The sequence below is a fragment of the Stenotrophomonas sp. MMGLT7 genome (assembly GCF_021168555.1).
Classification (GTDB): domain Bacteria; phylum Pseudomonadota; class Gammaproteobacteria; order Xanthomonadales; family Xanthomonadaceae; genus MMGLT7.
Genome location: NZ_JAJOZS010000008.1, coordinates 66,216 through 84,762 on the forward strand (window position 1 = coordinate 66,216; position 18,547 = coordinate 84,762).

Annotated in this window: 12 protein-coding genes and 1 pseudogene; 11 read left to right on the forward strand and 2 right to left on the reverse strand. The window is 70.4% G+C overall.

Going from position 1 to position 18,547, the window contains the following annotated elements; translation table 11 throughout:
* The first annotated feature begins 55 nt into the window (after positions 1-55).
* The 10 genes from LRX76_RS11560 to LRX76_RS11605 all read left to right on the forward strand — a co-directional run bounded on the left by LRX76_RS11560 (position 56) and on the right by LRX76_RS11605 (position 17,024).
* Positions 56-1,111 (forward strand): aromatic ring-hydroxylating dioxygenase subunit alpha, encoded by a 1,056-nt coding sequence (locus tag LRX76_RS11560; protein WP_231805314.1) that lies wholly within the window; start codon positions 56-58, stop codon positions 1,109-1,111.
* 389 nt (positions 1,112-1,500) lie between these two features.
* Positions 1,501-3,747: a TonB-dependent receptor gene (locus LRX76_RS11565; RefSeq protein ID WP_231805317.1), complete on the forward strand. Its 2,247-nt coding sequence runs from the start codon at positions 1,501-1,503 to the stop codon at positions 3,745-3,747.
* A gap of 73 nt (positions 3,748-3,820) precedes the next feature.
* Positions 3,821-5,242: an amidohydrolase gene (locus LRX76_RS11570; protein ID WP_231805319.1), complete on the forward strand. Its 1,422-nt coding sequence runs from the start codon at positions 3,821-3,823 to the stop codon at positions 5,240-5,242.
* A 338-nt stretch (positions 5,243-5,580) separates the two neighbouring features.
* Positions 5,581-6,531, forward strand: coding sequence for a PDR/VanB family oxidoreductase (locus LRX76_RS11575; RefSeq protein WP_231805321.1), 951 nt, complete (start codon positions 5,581-5,583; stop codon positions 6,529-6,531).
* A gap of 279 nt (positions 6,532-6,810) precedes the next feature.
* Entirely contained in the window at positions 6,811-8,112 is a 1,302-nt protein-coding gene (locus LRX76_RS11580; RefSeq protein WP_231805532.1) for an NCS2 family permease, read from the forward strand.
* A 79-nt stretch (positions 8,113-8,191) separates the two neighbouring features.
* Complete coding sequence (locus LRX76_RS11585; RefSeq protein WP_231805534.1) at positions 8,192-9,721, forward strand: adenosine deaminase; 1,530 nt, start codon at positions 8,192-8,194, stop codon at positions 9,719-9,721.
* A 274-nt stretch (positions 9,722-9,995) separates the two neighbouring features.
* A complete protein-coding gene (locus tag LRX76_RS11590) occupies positions 9,996-12,305 on the forward strand; it encodes a TonB-dependent receptor (RefSeq protein ID WP_231805323.1) in 2,310 nt (769 codons plus the stop codon).
* 130 nt (positions 12,306-12,435) lie between these two features.
* Positions 12,436-13,536, forward strand: a complete 1,101-nt coding sequence (locus tag LRX76_RS11595) for a nucleoside hydrolase (protein WP_231805325.1) — start codon at positions 12,436-12,438, stop codon at positions 13,534-13,536.
* Between the two features lie 447 nt (positions 13,537-13,983).
* Complete coding sequence (locus LRX76_RS11600; RefSeq protein ID WP_231805327.1) at positions 13,984-15,444, forward strand: AtzE family amidohydrolase; 1,461 nt, start codon at positions 13,984-13,986, stop codon at positions 15,442-15,444.
* On the forward strand, positions 15,444-17,024 hold the full coding sequence (locus LRX76_RS11605; protein WP_231805329.1) for a gamma-glutamyltransferase: 1,581 nt from the start codon (positions 15,444-15,446) through the stop codon (positions 17,022-17,024). The genes LRX76_RS11600 and LRX76_RS11605 overlap by 1 nt, the downstream gene beginning before the upstream one ends.
* An 82-nt stretch (positions 17,025-17,106) precedes the next feature.
* Here LRX76_RS11605 and LRX76_RS11610 read toward each other — a convergent pair whose 3' ends face one another.
* Together LRX76_RS11610 and LRX76_RS11615 are read right to left on the reverse strand one after the other, a co-directional pair.
* Positions 17,107-17,667 (reverse strand): hypothetical protein, encoded by a 561-nt coding sequence (locus LRX76_RS11610; protein ID WP_231805331.1) that lies wholly within the window; start codon positions 17,665-17,667, stop codon positions 17,107-17,109.
* Positions 17,668-17,764: 97 nt separating this feature from the next.
* Positions 17,765-18,220, reverse strand: a complete 456-nt coding sequence (locus LRX76_RS11615; protein WP_231805333.1) for a hypothetical protein — start codon at positions 18,218-18,220, stop codon at positions 17,765-17,767.
* A gap of 35 nt (positions 18,221-18,255) precedes the next feature.
* Between LRX76_RS11615 and LRX76_RS11620 the strand changes: the two are divergent.
* Positions 18,256-18,429: pseudogene (locus tag LRX76_RS11620) on the forward strand (SymE family type I addiction module toxin); the annotation flags it as partial.
* Positions 18,430-18,547: the final 118 nt, after the last annotated feature.

Sequence of the window (18,547 nt, forward strand, 5' to 3'; positions counted from 1 at the left end):
GCAGGCCCGATCCCCTCTTCGCCAGCCCTCCGGCAAGCACAGACGAGACCGCCCCATGGACGCCGCCGCCCCCGTTGTTCCGCTCGACTCCACCTTCGACCCCGACGACTGGCACCGCCTGGCGCAGCACTGGCATGCGGTGGCGCTCGGTTCCGAAGTCGGCGCGGCGCCCGTCAAGGCGACGCTGCTGGACGAGCAGCTGGTGCTGTACCGCTTCGCCGGCGAGCTGGTGGCCGCGCGCGACGTCTGCCCGCACCGCGGCGTGCCGCTGAGCATGGGCTTCAGCGACGGCGAAGGCGTGGTGTGCCCGTACCACGGCCTGCGCTTCGGCGCCGGCGGGCGCTGCAACCGCATCCCCGCCAATCCCAACCAGGCGATCCCGGGCAAGATGAAGCTGCGCAGCTACGCCGTGGTCGAGCGCTACGGGCTGGTCTGGGTATGCCTGGCGCGGCCGCCGCTGCAGCCCGGCGAGCAGGCCGACATTCCGGCGATGCCGCACTGGGACGATGCCGGCTTCCAGCAGATCGTCTGCCCCGGCTTCGACATCGCCGGCTCGGCCGGCCGCCAGCTGGAAGGCTTCATCGACGTGGCCCACTTCGCCTGGATCCACACCGGCACCTTCGCCGACCCGAACAACCAGGAGGTGCCGGCCTACACCACCAGCGAGACCCCCAGCGGCTTCAACGCCGACTACCTGAGCTCGGTGGGCAACTACCCGATCGGGGTGGACGGCAAGGACCCGACCCCCCCCGGCTTCCAGTGGCTGCGCCACTTCGAGGTGCACCTGCCGTTCACCGCCACCCTGACCATCCACTTCCCCACCCCGGGCCAGCGCCTGGTGATCATGAACGCGGCCAGCCCGGTATCGGCGCACCGGACCCGGCTGTTCGTGCCGATCGCGCGCAACTTCGACACCGACCTGCCGGTGGAGGACGTGCACGCCTTCAACCTGCGGGTGTTCGAGGAGGACCGGGCGATGGTGGAGTCGCAGAAACCCGAGTACCTGCCGCTGGACCCGTTGCTGGAGGTGCACATCCCCGCCGACCGCAGCTCCATCGCCTATCGTCGCGCCCTGCGCGGCAAGGGCTACAGCGACTTCTTCCTGCGCTGATCCGCGGCCGGCACGGGGCCCCCGCCCCGGGGCCGCGGCGGAAGCCGGCGGCCCGCTCCGGCCGCGAAACCGGATACCCGTCACGCGCCCGCGCCGATCGCGCATGCGCGCACCACGACGACCACGTCCCGGAATGCATTGCGCGTGTGCGGTACGCGCGGGAAGAGCGCGCGTCTTCTGCTATCTTCCCCGCCCTTGCGAGGGCAGCCGCCCTCGCAGCGGCAGGCGGACTTCCGGCACCGAAAGGATGCGCGGCACCCGGAGAACGACACGGCACCTGCGGCGGATCGCGGTCCGCTCGCGGCAGCCTGCCCGGCTTCTGGACGAAGCGTTGCAAGGTGGGAGGGATGGTGCGCGCACCGCGCAGACAACAACCGGGAAAGAATCGAATGACAAAGGTAGACACGCAGCGGCTGGCCGCCTGCATCCCGCTGACGATGGCGCTGGCCGCCCTGTGCAGCCCCGCGGCGATCGCCGCCCCCGCCGGCCAGGAGGCCAGCCCGCCGACCAGCACCCTCAAGGACGTGGTGGTGACCGCCGAGAAGCGGCCCGAGGACATCCAGAAGGTGCCGATCGCAATCTCGGTGCTCGACAGCGAGAAACTGCAGGCCTACGGCGCCTCCGGCGACACCCTGGTGCAGCTGGCCGGGCGCTCGCCCAGCCTGCAGGTCGAGAGCAGCTACGGCCGCACTTTCCCGCGCTTCTACATCCGCGGCCTGGGCAACACCGACTACGACGCCAACGCCTCGCAGCCGGTCTCGCTGGTCTACGACGACATCGTCCAAGAGAACCCGCTGCTGAAGGGCTTCCCGATGTTCGACCTGGAGCAGGTCGAGGTGCTGCGCGGCCCGCAGGGCACCATGTTCGGGCGCAACTCGCCGGCCGGCGTGGTCAAGTTCGACTCGGTCAAGCCCGGCGAGGACACCGAGGGCTACGCCAAGGTGTCCTATGGCAGCTACGGCACCGCCAACGTCGAGGGCGCGCTGGGCGGCAAGCTCGGCGGCAGCGGCTGGAGCGGGCGCGCGTCGTTCCTGCTGCAGCATCGCGACGACTGGATCGACAACGCCTACAGCGGCAGGCACGACGCCCTGGGCGGCTACAACGACCGCGCGCTGCGCCTGCAGGCGATGTACCGCAGCGACGACTTCGATGCGCTGCTCAACGTGCACGCGCGCGACTACGACGGCAGCGCGGCGATCTTCCGTCCCAACTCGGTGCAGGCCGGCTCGCCGTCGCTGGTGCCGGGCTTCGACCTCGACCGCGTCGCCCAGGACGGCCGCAACACCGAGAACGTCACCAGCTGGGGCGCCAGCGCCAAGCTGAACTGGTACCGCGACAACCTCACCTTCACCTCGATCACCGGCCTGGAACGCGTGCGCATGTTCAGCCTCGGCGACATCGACGGCGGCTACCTGGCCGCGGCGGGCACGCCGGCCTGGCCCAGCCCGTCCAGCGCGCTGGGGTCGTACTCGCAGACCGCCGACGAGATCCCGCAGCACCGCCAGCTCACCCAGGAGTTCCGCATCGCCAACGACGCCGACGAGCGCCTGCGCTGGCAGACCGGGCTGTACTACTTCCACGAAGACATCGACATCAACAACTTCAACTACGACAACACCGGCACCACCCGCACCGCCTGGGTCCGGCAGAGCCAGCGCACCAACGCCGCGGCGGTGTTCGGCTCGCTGGCCTACCAGCTCGACGAGCGCTTCAACCTGCGTGCCGGCCTGCGCTACTCGCACGAGGACAAGGACTACAGCGCGCAGCGCTTCTACGGCTACACCGGCACGCTCGGGCCGCTGACCGCCAATCCCACCGACTCGCACTGGAGCGGCGACCTGACCGGCACCTGGGCGTTCTCCGACCGGCTCAGCGTCTACGGCCGCTACGCCAACGGCTTCCGCGCGCCCAGCGTGCAGGGCCGGCTGACCAGCAAGAACAGCCTGTCCTCGGCCAAGGCCGAGACCATCAACTCGCTGGAGCTGGGCATCAAGAGCACCGGCTGGGACGGCCGCCTGCGCTTCAACGCCGACATCTACGGCTTCGTGATGCACGACCAGCAGATGACCGCGGTGGCCGCCACCTCCAACTCCACCGACCTGGTGAACGTGAAGCGCACCGACGGCCACGGCCTGGAGTTCGACCTGGAGATGAGCCCGAACGCGAACTGGGCCTTCACCCTCGGCGGCAGCTACAACGACACCCGGATCCGCGACCGCGACCTGGCGGTATCGGTGTGCAGCAACTGCATCGTGCTCGACCCGCTCAACGCCAACGGCCGCGCCCTGGTCGACGGCAACGCGCTGCCGCGCGCGGCCAAGTACGTCGCCAGCTTCACCGCGCGCTACAGCGTGCCGGTCGGCGACACCGGCGAGTTCTTCGCCTACACCGACTGGAACTACCGCAGCAAGCTGAACTTCTACCTGTACGACTCGGTGGAGTTCAACAGCAAGCCGGTGACGCTGGGCGGCCTGCGCGTGGGCTACAACTGGGACCTGGGCCGGCACGAGATCGCGCTGTACGGGCGCAACCTGACCGACCGCCGGGTGATCCTGGCCACCTCGACCTTCATCAGCCGCGCGGCGATGGTCAGCGACCCGCGCATCGTCGGCATCGAGTACGCCACCCACTTCTGAGCCGGCCCGGCAACGGCCGCCGCCCGTCGCGGTGGCGGCCGCCAGGCCCGTCCTACCCAAGAAAGGCATCCCCATGACCCGATTGCTCCCCCTCGCGCTGGGCGCCGTCCTCGGCCTGGCATTGCACGCGCCGGCCGCCGAGGCCGCCGCCAGGAAGCCGGCCTCGCTGGCCATCGTCCACGCCCGGGTGGTGACGATGGACGAGCAGCTGCACGTCCACGACGACGGCACGATCATCATCGACGGCGGCAACATCGTCGCGGTCGGCCCGGCCGGCCTGGAGAAGGACTACGCCACCGCCCGGACCATCGACGCGCAGGGCAACATCGCCATGCCGGGCATGGTCAACGCCCACAACCACATCGCGATGATGGCCTTCCGCGGCCTCGGCGAGTACCGCACCGACGATCGCCTGCGCAAGTTCTTCTTCCCGCTGGAAAGCAGGATGCTCAGCCGCCGGCTGATCAACGTCGCCTCGCGCCAGGCGGCGATGGAACTGGCGGTGGCCGGCGTCACCACCGTGGTGGACATGTACTACCACGAGGACGAAGTGGCCGAAGCGGTGCGCGAGGTCGGCATCCGCGGCGTGCTCGGCGAGACGGTGATCAACTTCCCGGTGGTCGACGCACCCGAGCCCTACGGCGGCTTCCAGTACGCGGTCGACTTCGTCGAGCGCTTCAAGGACGACCCGCTGATCACCCCGGCCTTCGCCCCGCACGCGCCGTACTCGGTCTCGCCGCAGATGCTGGCCAGGATCCAGCAGGCCGCCGAGCGGTACGACGTGCCGGTGCTGATGCACCTGGTCGAGCCGCTCGACGAATGGGAGCGGGTCAAGGCCCGCTTCCCGGAAGCGGCCGGCTTCGGCGACGAACTCGAGTACCTGGACTCCACCGGCATCCTCAGCCCGCGCCTGCTGGCCGCGCACGTGCTGCGCGCCGACGACAAGGACATCGCCCTGCTCAAGGCGCGCGGCGTCGGCATCGCCCACAATCCCAAGGCCAACACCAAGGGCCATGGCGGGCTGTCGCCGGCGCTGGAAATGATGCGGGCCGGCCTCGGCGTCGGCCTGGGCACCGACGGCCCGCTGAGTTCCAACCAGATGGACATCGTCTCGATCATGGGCTACGCCAAGCGCGTGGCGACCATCCGCCATCCCGAGACCACCACCTACACGCCGCCGGAGCTGGTGGCGATGGCCACCATCGGCGGTGCGCGGGCGCTGAAGATGGACGACCGCATCGGCTCGCTGGAGCCCGGCAAGGCCGCCGACGTGATCCTGGTCGACACCCGCTCGCTGAACATGCAGCCGCTGTACGACGTCTATGCCGCGATCGCCTACCAGGCCGATGCCGGCGACATCTACACCACCATCGTCAATGGCCGGGTGGTCGCGCGCGACGGCAAGGTGCTCACCATCGACCTGGACAGGCAGCAGCAGGAGTGGAACCGGGTCACCCGCGAGGTCGCCGAGTTCGCCAGGACGCTGGACTACTGAGCGGCGGGCGAGCGGCGGCGGGCGTTGCATTTTTTGCAATCCGGCGACTGAAAAACGATTGTTGATCGCACGCTACCGGCTACCTACAGTCGATCGGGCCAGCACTCGCGAGCACCGCTGCACCGCTCGCGCCGGCCCGCCGCCGCTCGAACCAGATCGGACTTCATGCATATCGCCGCACCCGACCGCCCCGCCGATGCTCCCCGCTCCGCCATGAGACCGGGCCCGTGCCTGCTCGCGCAGGGTTTCCGTAGCGGGGCGGCGACAGGGCCGCGTCATCGGGATGGCCGGGGCGCGGCAGCGATCGCCGCTCACCGCCGCGCCCGGGAGGATCGGCGATGGCCCTGATCGAGGTATCGGTCGCCGCCATCGTCGAGGAAGGCCAGGGCAACCGCGCATTGCGACTGGAGCCGGTGGCCGGTGAGCTGCCCGCGTTCGAGGCCGGCGCGCACGTGGACCTGCACCTGCCCGGCGGCCTGGTCCGCCAGTACTCGATCGCCAGCGCGCCGCACGTGCGCGACCACTACCTGCTGTGCGTGCGCCACGCGGCCGATTCGCGCGGCGGCTCGCGCCACGTCTGCGAGCAGCTGGCCGGCGGCCAGCGGCTGTGGATCTCCGAGCCGCGCAACCTGTTCCCGCTGCAGTCCGGCGGCCCGCAGCTGCTGCTCGCCGCCGGCATCGGCATCACCCCGCTGCTGTCGATGGCACAGGCGCTGGACGCGCGCGGCGAGGCGTTCGTGCTGCACTACTACGTGCGCAGCATGGCGCAGGCGGCGTTCCTGTCGCAGCTGCGCACCGGCTTCGCCCACGGCCGCGTCGAACTGCACGCCAGCGAGGCCGGGCAGAGCCCGCGCACGCATGTGCCGGAGGAACTGCTGCAGGCCTCGCACGGACACCTGTACCTGTGCGGGCCGGTGGCATTCATGGACCGCTACGCGGCGCTGGCCGCCGCGGCCGGCTGGCCGGCCGCGCAGGTGCACCGCGAGCACTTCGGCGTGCTCGACAGCGCGCTGCCCGGCGACGGCGCGTTCGAGGTGGAGCTGGCCTCCAGCGGCCAGGTCGTCACGGTCCCGGCCGACGCCAGCATCGCCAGCGTGCTGCTGGCCGCCGGGATACCGGTGGACCTGTCCTGCGAGCAGGGCATGTGCGGCGCCTGCCTGACCGGTGTGCTCGCCGGCGAGCCCGACCACCGCGACTGCGTGCTCAGCGACGGCGAGCGCGCCGCCAACGACCAGATCACCGTGTGCTGCTCGCGCAGCCGTTCGCCGCGGCTGGTGCTTGACCTGTAGGAGCGACTTCAGTCGCGCTGGGGCTCTACCGGTCAGGCCCCAAAGCGACATCAGTAGCACCTACAGGTCCTGCTGCCGTCGCCGCCAAGGGGCGCCGGTGCGTTGTCTTGCAAGGGCGACATCGAAAATCCGTCATGCCGGTGCAGGATGCCCGGTGGGATAATGGCTGCGGACGCGGCCTGCGAACCTACGTACCGCGCGTCGGTACTTCCAGACTTCCGCGAGACCGTGCATGACATCGACCGCTGCATCTTCCCGCCGCCGCGCGGTGCCGGCACCATGAGCTGGCCCGGCTTCCAGATCGCCGCCAACGGCAGCAGCGTGCGCACCGAGCTGCTGGCCGGCGCCACCACCTTCCTGACGATGGCCTACATCGTCTTCGTCAATCCCGACATCCTCGCCACCACCGGCATGGACCACGGCGCGGTGTTCGTGGCCACCTGCCTGGCCGCGGCGCTGGGCTCGCTGCTGATGGGCCTGCTGGCCAACTACCCGATCGGGCTGGCGCCGGGGATGGGCCTGAACGCGTTCTTCGCCTTCACCGTGGTCGCCACCCTGGGCTATTCCTGGCAGCAGGCGCTGGGGCTGGTGTTCATCTCCGGCTGCCTGTTCCTGGCGCTGACCCTGACCGGCGCGCGGCGCTGGCTGGTGGACGGCATCCCGCTGGCGCTGCGCAGCGGCACCGCCGCCGGCATCGGCCTGTTCCTGGGCTTCATCGGCCTGCAGAAGGCCGGGCTGGTGGTGGCGCAGCCGGCCACGCTGGTGACGCTGGGCGACCTGCACCGGCCCGAGCCGCTGCTGGCGCTCGGCGGGCTGCTGCTGATCGCCCTGCTGGAGCTGTGGAAGGTGCGCGGGGCGATCCTGATCGGCATCCTCGCCACCACCGTGGCGGCGTGGGCGCTGGGACTGGTGCACTACCAGGGACTGGTGGCGCTGCCGCCGAGCGTGGCGCCGACCTTCATGCAGCTGGACGTGGCCGGCGCGCTGGGCGGCGGCGACACGCTGTCGGCGGTGCTGCACGTGGTGCTGGTGTTCGTGCTGGTGGAGGTGTTCGACGCCACCGGCACGCTGACCGGCGTGGCCCAGCGCGCCGGGCTGCTGAAGACGCCGGAACACCGGCGCCGCTTCGACCGCGCGCTGCTGGCCGACAGCGGCGCGATCCTGGCCGGCTCGATCATCGGCACCTCCAGCACCACCGCCTACGTGGAGAGCGCGGCCGGGGTGCAGGTGGGCGGCCGCACCGGGCTGACCGCGATCGTGGTGGCGGCGCTGTTCCTGCTGGCGCTGCTGTTCTCGCCGCTGGCGGCGATGGTGCCGGCCTGCGCCACCGCCCCGGCGCTGGTCTACATCGCCGCGATGATGCTGCGCGAGATCGCCGCGGTGGAATGGGACGACCTGGCCCAGGCGCTGCCGGCGGCGGCCTGCGCGCTGGCGATGCCGCTGACCTACTCCATCGCCAACGGCCTGGCGCTGGGCTTCGTCACCTATGCGGTGCTGCAGCTCGGCGCCGGCCGCTGGCGCCAGGTGCACATGGCGACCTGGGTGGTCGCCGCGCTGTTCGTGCTGCGCTATGCGCTGTAGCGACTCCTCGTCGCTCTCGGCCCGCCTTCCCATCCGATACCCTCTGCCGCCGATGCCAAGACCGCTCGTTTCCGTGTCGATGCTCCTGCTGCTGGCCGCCACGCAGGGCGCGCATGCCAGGCCCACCGCTCCCCCCGCCGATGCCGCCGTGCGCGAGCAGCAGGTCGCCGCGCTGATGCAGCAGCGCGCCGGCAGCCCGGCCCTGCTGCGCCGCTTCCTGCAGGCCATGCCCAAGGGCGGCGACCTGCACAACCACCTGTCCGGTTCGGTGTACGCCGAGGACTACCTGCGCTGGGCCGGCGAGGAAGGCTGGTGCGTGCAGCTGGACACGCGTGCACTGCGCGCGCCGCCGTGCGGCCAGGGCCAGGCGCCCGCGCGCGAACTGGGCAGCCGCGACCCGGCGCTGTACTCGCAGGTGGTCGATGCGCTGTCGATGCGCAACTTCATTCCCGGGCAGCCGCAGCCGTCCGGGCACGGCCGCTTCTTCTCCACCTTCGGCAAGTTCGGCGTGGCCGACCTGCGCCGCGCCGACAGCGTCGTCGCCACGCTGGAGCAGGCCGCGCGCGACCGGGTGGCCTACGTGGAGATCATGGACAACCCGCCGCAGTCCGGCGAGCTGGGCCGCCGCGTGCAGCAGTTGCCGTGGCGGGACGGCGATTACGCCGGCAACCTGCGCCGCTTCGAGCGCGAGCTGCCCGGACTGGCCCGCGAGGCCAGCGCCGACCGCGCGCGGATCGACGCCGAGGTGCGGCGCAAGATGCGCTGCGGCACGTCCCGCGCCAGCCCCGGCTGCACGGTGGAGTACCGCTACCTCGCCTATGCGCTGCGCACCCTGCCGCAGCCGGCGGTGTTCGCGCAGATAGCGCTGGGCTACGCGCTGGTCGAGGCCGACGGCAGCCGCTACTCCGGGGTCAACATCGTCGCGCCGGAGGACAACCCGGTGGCGCTGGCCGACTACCGCGCGCACATGGACATGTTCCGCTTCCTGTCCGCGCGCCAGCCGAAGGTGCCGCTGGCGCTGCACGCCGGCGAGCTGACGCTGGGACTGGTGCCGCCGGCCGAGCTGCGCTTCCACATCCGCGCCGCGGTCGATGCCGGCGCGCGCCGCATCGGCCATGGCGTGGACATCGCCTACGAGGATGATCCCGGACGGCTGCTGGCGGACATGCGCAGCCGGCAGGTCGCGGTGGAGATCAACCTGAGCAGCAACGACGTCATCCTCGGGGTCAAGGGCGCGGCGCATCCGCTGTCGATGTACCTGGCCGCCGGCGTGCCGGTGGTGTTGTCCACCGACGACGCCGGGGTTTCGCGTTCGGACATGACCCACGAGTACCAGCGCGCGGTGCAGGAGCAGGGCCTGGACTACCCGACGCTCAAGCGCATCGCCCGCAACGGCCTGAGCTACGCCTTCCTGCCCGGCGACGGCCTGTGGCAGGCCGATGGCGCCGCCGCACCGGCCTGCGCCGCCGCGCTGGCCGCGGCCGCCCCCGGGACCGCGCGCGGCGACTGCGCGAGGCTGCTGCAGCGCAGTGCCAAGGCGCGGCTGCAGTGGACGCTGGAAACGCGGCTGGCCGCATTCGAGGACCAGGTGCTGGAGGAAGCACGATGACCGCCGGAGCGGCGCCGGCATGGCGGCACACGGGCCCGGCGCGCGGGATCGACGCCGCCGGCGTCTGGTGCCGATCGCCCGGCCGGCCCGGTCGTCCACCGGTAGCCGGGCACGCGGCCGCCCCACCCCATACGAAGAAGCAAGAGCAGACGGCAGGAAGCACGACGGACAGGGCCGGGACAGACCCTTGAGGCAACACCGCCGGTCCGGCCAGCGACGGCCGCGGCGGCCCATCCGCATCCCGATGCATCAATCTCCCACAGGTACTTCCCCAATGAACAAAGCCATCCTGGCCGCCGCGGTCGCCGCGGCCCTGTACTCGTCCCCCGGCCTGCTGCTCGCCCAGTCCACCCAGGACAACGACGGCAGCACCCAGCGCAGCAGCGTCACCACCACCTCCAACACCACCAACTCCAACGCCACCAGGCGCGTGCAGCAGCTCGACGCGGTACAGGTCAGCGGCAGCCAGATCGAATCCATCGGCGGCGGCAACATGCAGTACCAGGTGGCGTCGAAGGCGGTGTCCACTGTCGGCCGCGAGGCGATCCTGAAGGCCGCACCGGGCGCCAACTTCACCCAGATGCTCGGCTCCATCCCCGGCGCGATCTCGGCCACCAACGACATCACCGGCCTGAACGACGGCGCCTTCACCGTGCGCGGCTTTCCCGCCGACGAAGTGGGCGTGACCGTCAACGGCGTGCCGATCAACGACTCGGGCAACTACAAGATGTACGCCACCGAGTACGGCGACACCGAGAACATGGGCGACATCACCGTCGAGCAGGGCTTCCCGAGCGTGACCTCGCCGGTCATCGGCGCCGCCGGCGGCAACATCGCCTGGGTCACCGTCGACCCGACCCACGACGCCGGCGTGGACGTCAGCCAGAGTTTCGGCAGCAACAGCTACAAGCGCACCTTCGTGCGCTACAACACCGGCGACCTCGGCCCGGTGCGTTCGTGGATCTCCTACTCGAACAACCAGACCGACCTGTGGCGCGGCGCCGGCCAGTCCAAGGTCACCAAGATCGACGGCAAGTCGGTGTGGACGATCGACGCGGACAACTCGATCACCGCCTCGCTGCAGTACAACCGCGAGGTCAAGAACAACTACCGCGCCCTGACCAAGGCCCAGGCCCAGGCCAGCGACTACAAGCTCGGCTACGACCGCTTCTACAACCCGGCCTCGGCCAGCACCTACAGCGGCCTGCAGACCAACCCGTTCCGCAGCTGGATCGCCAGCCTCGACGGCGAGTTCACCCTGACCGACAGCCTGCACCTGTCGGTGGTGCCGTACTTCGTCTACGGCTACGGCGGCGGCGGTTCCGGCTCGGGCACCGGCGTGGGCAACTACTACAACTTCTATACCTCCGACACCTACCGCCCGGGCATCCACGTCAAGTTCAAGCAGGACTTCAGCGAGAACGACAGCCTGGAGTACGGCTTCCTGTACGAGCGCCCGCGCCAGCAGGGCCTCAACGCCCGCCTGGGCGTCGATGCCGGCGGCAACATGTCCGACCTGTGGGCGCACGACAGCGCCAACTACCTGCAGGCGGCCAACGGCGCCCCGTACGTCGCCTACAGCTACTACGCGGTCACCCCGACCAAGCGCGTGTTCCTCAACAACACCTGGACCCCGACCGACGCCCTGTCCGTCACCGTCGGCGGCGCCTACACCTGGGTGACGCGCAAGGGCTGGTACTGGAACCAGCCGAACTGGGACACGGCCACCGAGTTCTACGCCTCCGGCTCGAAGGAGTACAAGAAGTTCACTCCCAGCGCCGGCATCAAGTACCAGATCGACGACGCCAACCAGCTGTACTTCGGCATCGGCAAGACCTACCGCGCGCCGATCGCGCTGGCGGCCCTGGACGACATCTACAACGCCGCCTATGCCGCCGCCACCGGCACCAGCGTGGGCGCGGGCAACGCCGATCCCGAGCAGGCCACCACCGCCGACTTCGGCTGGCGCTTCTACGGCGACAAGGTCAGCACCGTGATCGACGTGTTCGCCACCAACTTCAAGAACAAGCAGTTCAGCGGCACCGACCCGGTCACCAGCCAGTACGTGTACTTCCCGCTCGGCGCGGTGCACATGCGCGGCATCAACGGCGAGTTCAGCTACAAGTTCAACGACAACTGGAACCTGTACACGTCGTATGCCTACACCAAGGCGACGATTCAGGACGACCTGAGCTTCGGCACCAGCACCTACGCCATCGGCGGCAGCACCCTGGTCAACGCGCCCAAGCATGCCGGCTACGCCGCGCTGAACTACAACGACGGACCGTTCTGGGCCAGCCTCAGCACCACCGTGCAGAGCGGCATCTGGGGCACCTTCACCAATGCGGAGGGCTCGTACTCGGGCGGTTTCGCGGTGCTGAACCTCAACGGCGGCTGGAACTTCCAGGACTTCGGCAGCCTCAGGAAGCCCTACCTGAAGGTCAACGTGTTCAACCTCGGCGACCGCAAGGCGCTGAACTACTCGACGACGACATCGCTGACCACGACCGCCTCCGCGGCCACGTGGCAGTTGCTGCAGGATCGCACCTTCATGGTCACCTTCGGCGCCTCGTTCGACCTGTAACCTCGCCTGGAGGCGGGGACCGGCTCCGGCCCCCGCCCGCATCCGGCGCCGCGCCCGCGGGCGCGGCGCCGCCCCCACCCCCGGCCCAGTGTTAAGCGTGGGCCCTAACGCAAGAGGACCCGTACCCCGCATGACGATTCCGTCGCAAGCCTCCACTCCACCACGCCGCAAGGTCATCCTCGAGGACGACATCGACGGCTTCACCCCCGCCCACCTGCTTGTCCTGCAGTCGCCCGGGGTCGAGGTGCTGGGCATCTCCGCGGTCAGCGGCAACATCTGGCGCGACGAGGCGCTGGCGCACACCCGCCGGCTGCTGGAGATCGCCGGCCGCCCCGAGGTGCCGGCCCTGCCCGGCCCGGTGTTCCCGCTGCTCAATTCCGAGGCCGCCACCGAGCGCTGGGAAGCCTTGCACGGCAAGCTGCTGTGGAAGGGCGCGTGGACCCGGCAGTGGATCGACGGCGACACCGTGCAGAGCGCACCGCGCTACCACGCCCACGACGTCGTGCCCGACCTGGCGCTGGGCAACCCGTCGGTGGTGCGCGCCTCCGACGAGCACGCCGCGCTGTTCATGCTGCGCATGGTGCGGCAGTACCCCGGCGAGGTCAGCATCGTCGCCACCGGTCCGCTGACCAACCTGGCGCTGGCGCAGTCGCTGGACCCGCAGTTCGCCACGCTGGCCAGGGAGCTGGTGTACATGGGCGGCAGCCTCAACCCGCGCCAGCGCCGCGATAGCGTGTCGGCGGCGCAGTTCGCCCGCGAGTTCGTCAACTCGCCGCGGCGCGAGTTCAACATCCGCTGGGACCCGGAAGCGGCGCGCATCGTGTTCCGCGCGCCGTGGCAGAAGATCGTCATGGTCCCGGTCGACCCGTCCACCGCCACCGAGCTGACCCCCGGACTGCTGGCGCGCATGGGCGCGGCCGACACCCCGATCGGCCACGCCCTGCGCCGGCGCGAACCCGGCTTCCCGCTGTGGGACGAACTGGCCACGGCGGTCTGGCTGCAGCCGCAGCTGGCCACCGCCACCGAACGGCTGTACATCGACGTCAACACCGGTTTCGACGCCGGCTACGGCGACATCGTCTCCTGGGCCGAGGGCTACCAGCCCGGCCTGGGCGAGCAACCCCAGACCGTGGTACGCGAAGTGGACGTACCCGCGCTGGAAGCACTGCTCGTCGAGCGCCTGACCGCCCCGCAGCCACCGGCGGTGGGCGCACCGCTGCCGGCAGCATGATCAACAAGCAGCCCGCTGTTGCCGTTGCTCTGCTCCCTCCCCTGCGCGAAGCGCAGGGGAGGGCTGGGGAGGGGTGCTCTTGCTGTTGCCTTGGCTTTTGACTTGCCGGGTTCCCTTCCGAAGCGGCGGAGCCAGCGGGTAAGACCCCGCAGGGGCGACGTGCATGGATGCACGTCGTTCGCGGCAGGGGCAGGATGCCCCGTCCGAAAATTCCCACCGGATCCGCTAACCCGGAGCGCGGAGGGCGCGAAGGCAGGGCGTGCTTGACCAGCCTGCGACTGTGGAAAAGCGCTTCTTTGGGCCACGTTTCTTTGCACGAGCAAAGAAAGGTGGCTCGCCCGTCAGGGCGAAAGCCTTTGACTTTGCTTTATCGAGCATCATCAGCAAGGCCCATCGCGGCTCAAGCCGCTCCTACACAGAACAGCGCCCCCCAAGCCTGAGATTCCCATGCAGATCCCCGTCGAATACCAACCCGGCATCCAGCGCAACACCGACCTGCTCGACGGCTACGCAAGACTGCTGCGCGAATTCGCCGCCCCCATCGAGCAAGCCGGCGCCCAAGGCCCCGGCCAGATCGCCGCGATCGCCGAAACCACCCGCGCCACGCCCGGCCACGCACTCGCCCACGCCGAGCGCACCCTCGAGCGCATCGCCGCCGCCAACCCCTCGCTGAGCGCCTTCACCCGCACCCTCCCCGAACGCGCCCGAGCCGACGCCGCACGCGTGCAGGCATCGCTCGATGGCGGCCACGACGGCGGCCCCCTCGCCGGCGTGCCATTCGCGGTCAAGGACCTGTTCGACGTCGCCGGCCTGCCGACCACCGCCGGCGCCGCGATCCGCGCCGACGCACCGCCCGCAGCGCGCGATGCCGTCCTCGTGCAACGGCTCGTCGATGCCGGCGCGGTGCTGGCCGGCACCACCAACATGGACGAGTTCGCCTACGGCTTCGCCACCGTCAACGCCCACTACGGCACCACCGCCAACCCGCACGATCCACGGCGCCTGGCCGGCGGTTCCTCCGGCGGCTCGGCCGCGGCGGTGGCGGCGAGGCTGGTGCCGTTCGCACTCGGCTCGGACACCAACGGCTCGATCCGCGTGCCGGCAGCGCTGTGCGGCATCTACGGCCTGCGCCCGAGCCACGGCAGCCTGCCGCTGGACGGCGTGTTCCCGTTCGTCGACGCCTTCGACGTCGCCGGCCCGTTCGCCACCTCGGTCGCCGACCTGCGTGTCGTCTATCAGGCGATGGCCGGCCAGTCCCTGCCCGGCTGCGACGTCGCTGCGCTGCGCATCGCCCGCCTCGGCGGCTGGTTCGCCCGCAACCTCGACCCCGAGCTGGCCACCGGCCTCGACGCGCTGGCCGCACACCTGGGCATCACTGCCATCCGCGAACTGCCCGACGCCGAACGCTCGCGTGCCGCCGCCTTCGTGATGACCGCCGCCGAGGGCGGCTACCGCCATCGCGCCGCGCTGGCGACGCAGGCCGCCGGCTTCGACCCGGCCACCCGCGACCGCCTGCTGGCCGGCCTGCAACTGCCGGCCGCCGCGATCGCCGACGCCCGCCGCTTCGCCGACTGGTTCGCCGGCGCGATGCGCCGGCTGTGGGACGAGGTGGACGTACTTCTCGCCCCGGCCACCCCATGCGCGGCGCCGCGCATCGACCAGGAGACCATCGAGATCGACGGCGTCCAGGTCTCCGCACGCGCCAACCTCGGCCTGTTCACCCAGCCGCTGGGACTGGCCGGTTGCCCGGTGCTGGCCGCGCCGCTGTGGCGCCCGGACCGGCTGCCGCTGGGCGTGCAGCTGATCGCCGCGCCCGGCCGCGAGGACCGGCTGTTCGCCGTCGCCGCGCAGCTGGAACGCGACGGCCTGGTCGGCTCGGCGCCGCCGCCCGCACCGGAGCTGCGCTGATGCTGCATACCCTGCGCTCGCGCCGCGGCATGGTCGTCGCCCCCCATCACCTGGCCGCGCAGGCCGGCCGCGACGTGCTGCGCGACGGCGGCAACGCGGTCGAGGCGGCGGTGGCCACGGCCGCCTGCCTGGCGGTGGTCTACCCGCACATGACCGCCATCGGCGGCGATGGCTTCTGGCTGGTCCGCGAAGCCGACGGCCGCGTGCACGGCATCGACGCCTGCGGCCGCGCCGCCGCCGCGGCCACGCTGGACTTCTATGCGGGCCATACCACCATCCCCTGGCGCGGCCCCGGTGCCGCCAACACCGTGGCGGGCACCGTCTCCGGCTGGGCGCTGGCACTGGCCAGGGCCGGCGGCAGGCTGCCGCTGGCGCGGCTGCTGGAGGATGCCATCCACCATGCCCGCGATGGCGTGCCGGTGACCGCCGGCGGCGCCGACATCGCCGCGGCCAAGGGCGCCGAACTGCGCACGCAGCCCGGCGCCTATACCGCGATCTTCGAGCCGGACGGCGTGCCGCTGCGCGAGGGTGCGCTGCTGCGGCAGCCGGCGCTGGCGGCCACGCTGGAGCGGCTGGCGCGCGACGGCCTGGACGACTTCTACCGCGGCGCGCTGGCCGCCGACATCGCCGCCGACCTGCAGGCGCTGGGCAGCCCGCTCGCGGCCGCCGACCTGGCCGCGCACCGTGCCGAGGCCAGCGTGCCGCTGCACGCACGCCTGCGCGCCGCCACCGTCTACAACCACGCCCCGCCGACCCAGGGCCTGGCCTCGCTGCTGATCCTGGCGCTGTTCGACCGCCTGCCGGCCGACGCGGCCGACGGCTATGCCCACCTGCACGGCCTGGTCGAGGCCACCAAGCAGGCCTTCCTGGTCCGCGACCGCGAGGTCGGCGACCCGGCCTGGATGACCCTGGATGCGCAGGCCCTGCTCGACGACGACGACACACTGGATGCCCTGGCCGCACGCATCGACCCGGCCTGCGCCCTGCCGTGGCCGCAGCCGTCGCAGGCCGGCGACACCGTCTGGTTCGGCGCCATCGACGGCGACGGCCGCGCGGTCAGCTCCATCCAGTCCACCTACTTCGAGTTCGGCTCCGGGCTGGTGCTGCCGCGCACCGGCATCACCTGGCAGAACCGCGGCTGCAGCTTCCGCCTCGCGCGCGACGGCTGGAACGCACTGCGCCCCGGCCGCAAACCGTTCCACACCCTCAACCCGGCCCTGGCCGTGTTCGACGACGGCCGCGTCATGAGCTACGGCACCATGGGCGGCGAAGGCCAGCCGCAGACCCAGGCCGCGATCTTCACCCGCTACGCCCGCTTCGGCATGCCGCTGCAGCAGGCGGTCACCGCCCCGCGCTGGCTGCTCGGCCGCACCTGGGGCGAGGACAGCACCTCGCTGAAGCTGGAGGACCGCTTCGATCCGGCCGTGGTGCAGGCATTGCGCGAAGCCGGGCATGCGGTGGAACTGCTCCCGGCGTTCACCCCGGTGATGGGGCACGCCGGGGCGCTGGTGCGGGAGGCCGATGGAACCCTGGCCGGCGCGTTCGACCCGCGCAGCGACGGGGCCGTGGCCGGGTGGTGACGGTGAGAAAGCACCCGGCCATGCTTCCCGGCCCCCGATTCCCGTATCGACATCGTGGCATCACTGCGGTTATCCGGCGCAGCTAATTCGGCTCGTCGGCGTAGTCGTATTGCTCGCCGGCGCATCTTCGCTTTCTCTGGCGCCGCTCCTGCTCGGTGCATGGCAGGTCGAGTGCGCCCGTTGCAGACAGGAGAAGATGCGCAGCCTTGGAGCGAAATGCCCACGTCTGCTGTACTGCACCACCGTTGGGCGTCCAGCTTCCGTTGAACCGGGTTTGCTCGTAAGGCGTCTCGTCTTGCCTACCCCCGACAATCCGAGGGCGGTAGTCAGGACTCATGCTCGTATCGTCGGGAATCCGAGCGATGAACTGCGCAGACCCACCTGCCACGGCCGGCTCACCCAGTGCATCTTCCGCCTTGCGCTTCTCGACGACTGGTCTTGCATCGGCCGTCTGTGCCACCACACGGCTGCCCCGCCTCGGAAGCACCACCGTACGTTCGATAACCGGCGCCTTCTCTAGCACGCGGTCAAGGAATATCAGCGCAGTGCGAACCTCGTTGCGCCGGGACTCGGCTGTCCCCCCTCTCCATGGGCTGGACAACAGCAGGAGCAGCATGGACAGCAGGGCAATCAATACCGCCACGCACGCGAAAGCCGATTCGAGCCACACGGGCCGTGAGCCACCCAGATTCCAGCAAGACTCCCTCGACATGAGCAAGTTCATCGTTATCTCTAAGCCATCACCGGACGAAAGCCGTCAGATCAACGACCGGTCGCAAATGGACATGCGTCAATGAGTCCTGAGCGACATCCAATTCCAGGTCGTCAGTCCCAACTTCCTCCTTCATGCGATATGGAGCCGAGCAGGCAAGCCAGTAAACCCCGAACAGCGCCTTGTCGCCCATGTTTCCTTCTAGGGATTCGAACATACGTCGAACGATACAGTGGTCAACGAAATCAGCACTCCCGGTATCCGCAGCAACACGAGGATGCAACTGCTGCTGACCGATCGGCTCACCGACCAGGAGCGTTCTCCGCTCTGGAATGGCGGGGAGAACGGTAATCACGTTAACTTCCGTCTTTCTAATGATTGCCCCAATTCCAGTCATCGCGATGAAGTCGCGTCTCAGGAAAGGGATCGCGCCCCCCGCCAAGGCGTTACTCGTGACATCCGGCATGATGATAGCCTGCACCACGTGCACGCTCGCGCACGCCCAAGCGCTGCACGACAGGCCACCAGTACTACGACGAGCGCCGTGGCGACCAGGTGGTCGGCCGCGCCGTGCCCAGGCTGCGCCTGTCCGGCCGCTGGCTGGAACAATGCGGCTTTGCCGTGGGCGATGCGCAGCAGGTGACGGTCGGGCGCGGCCTGTTGCTGATCAGCCGCGGCAACGGCGGCGGCTGATCAGCGGATGCGGCCAGGCGCCTGCGGCGCCCCCCATCCGCCTTCGGCACCTTCCCCCGCAAGCGGGGGAAGGGACCACTTGGTCGGTACCCTTCTGCCGCCTGCGGTAGAAGGCACA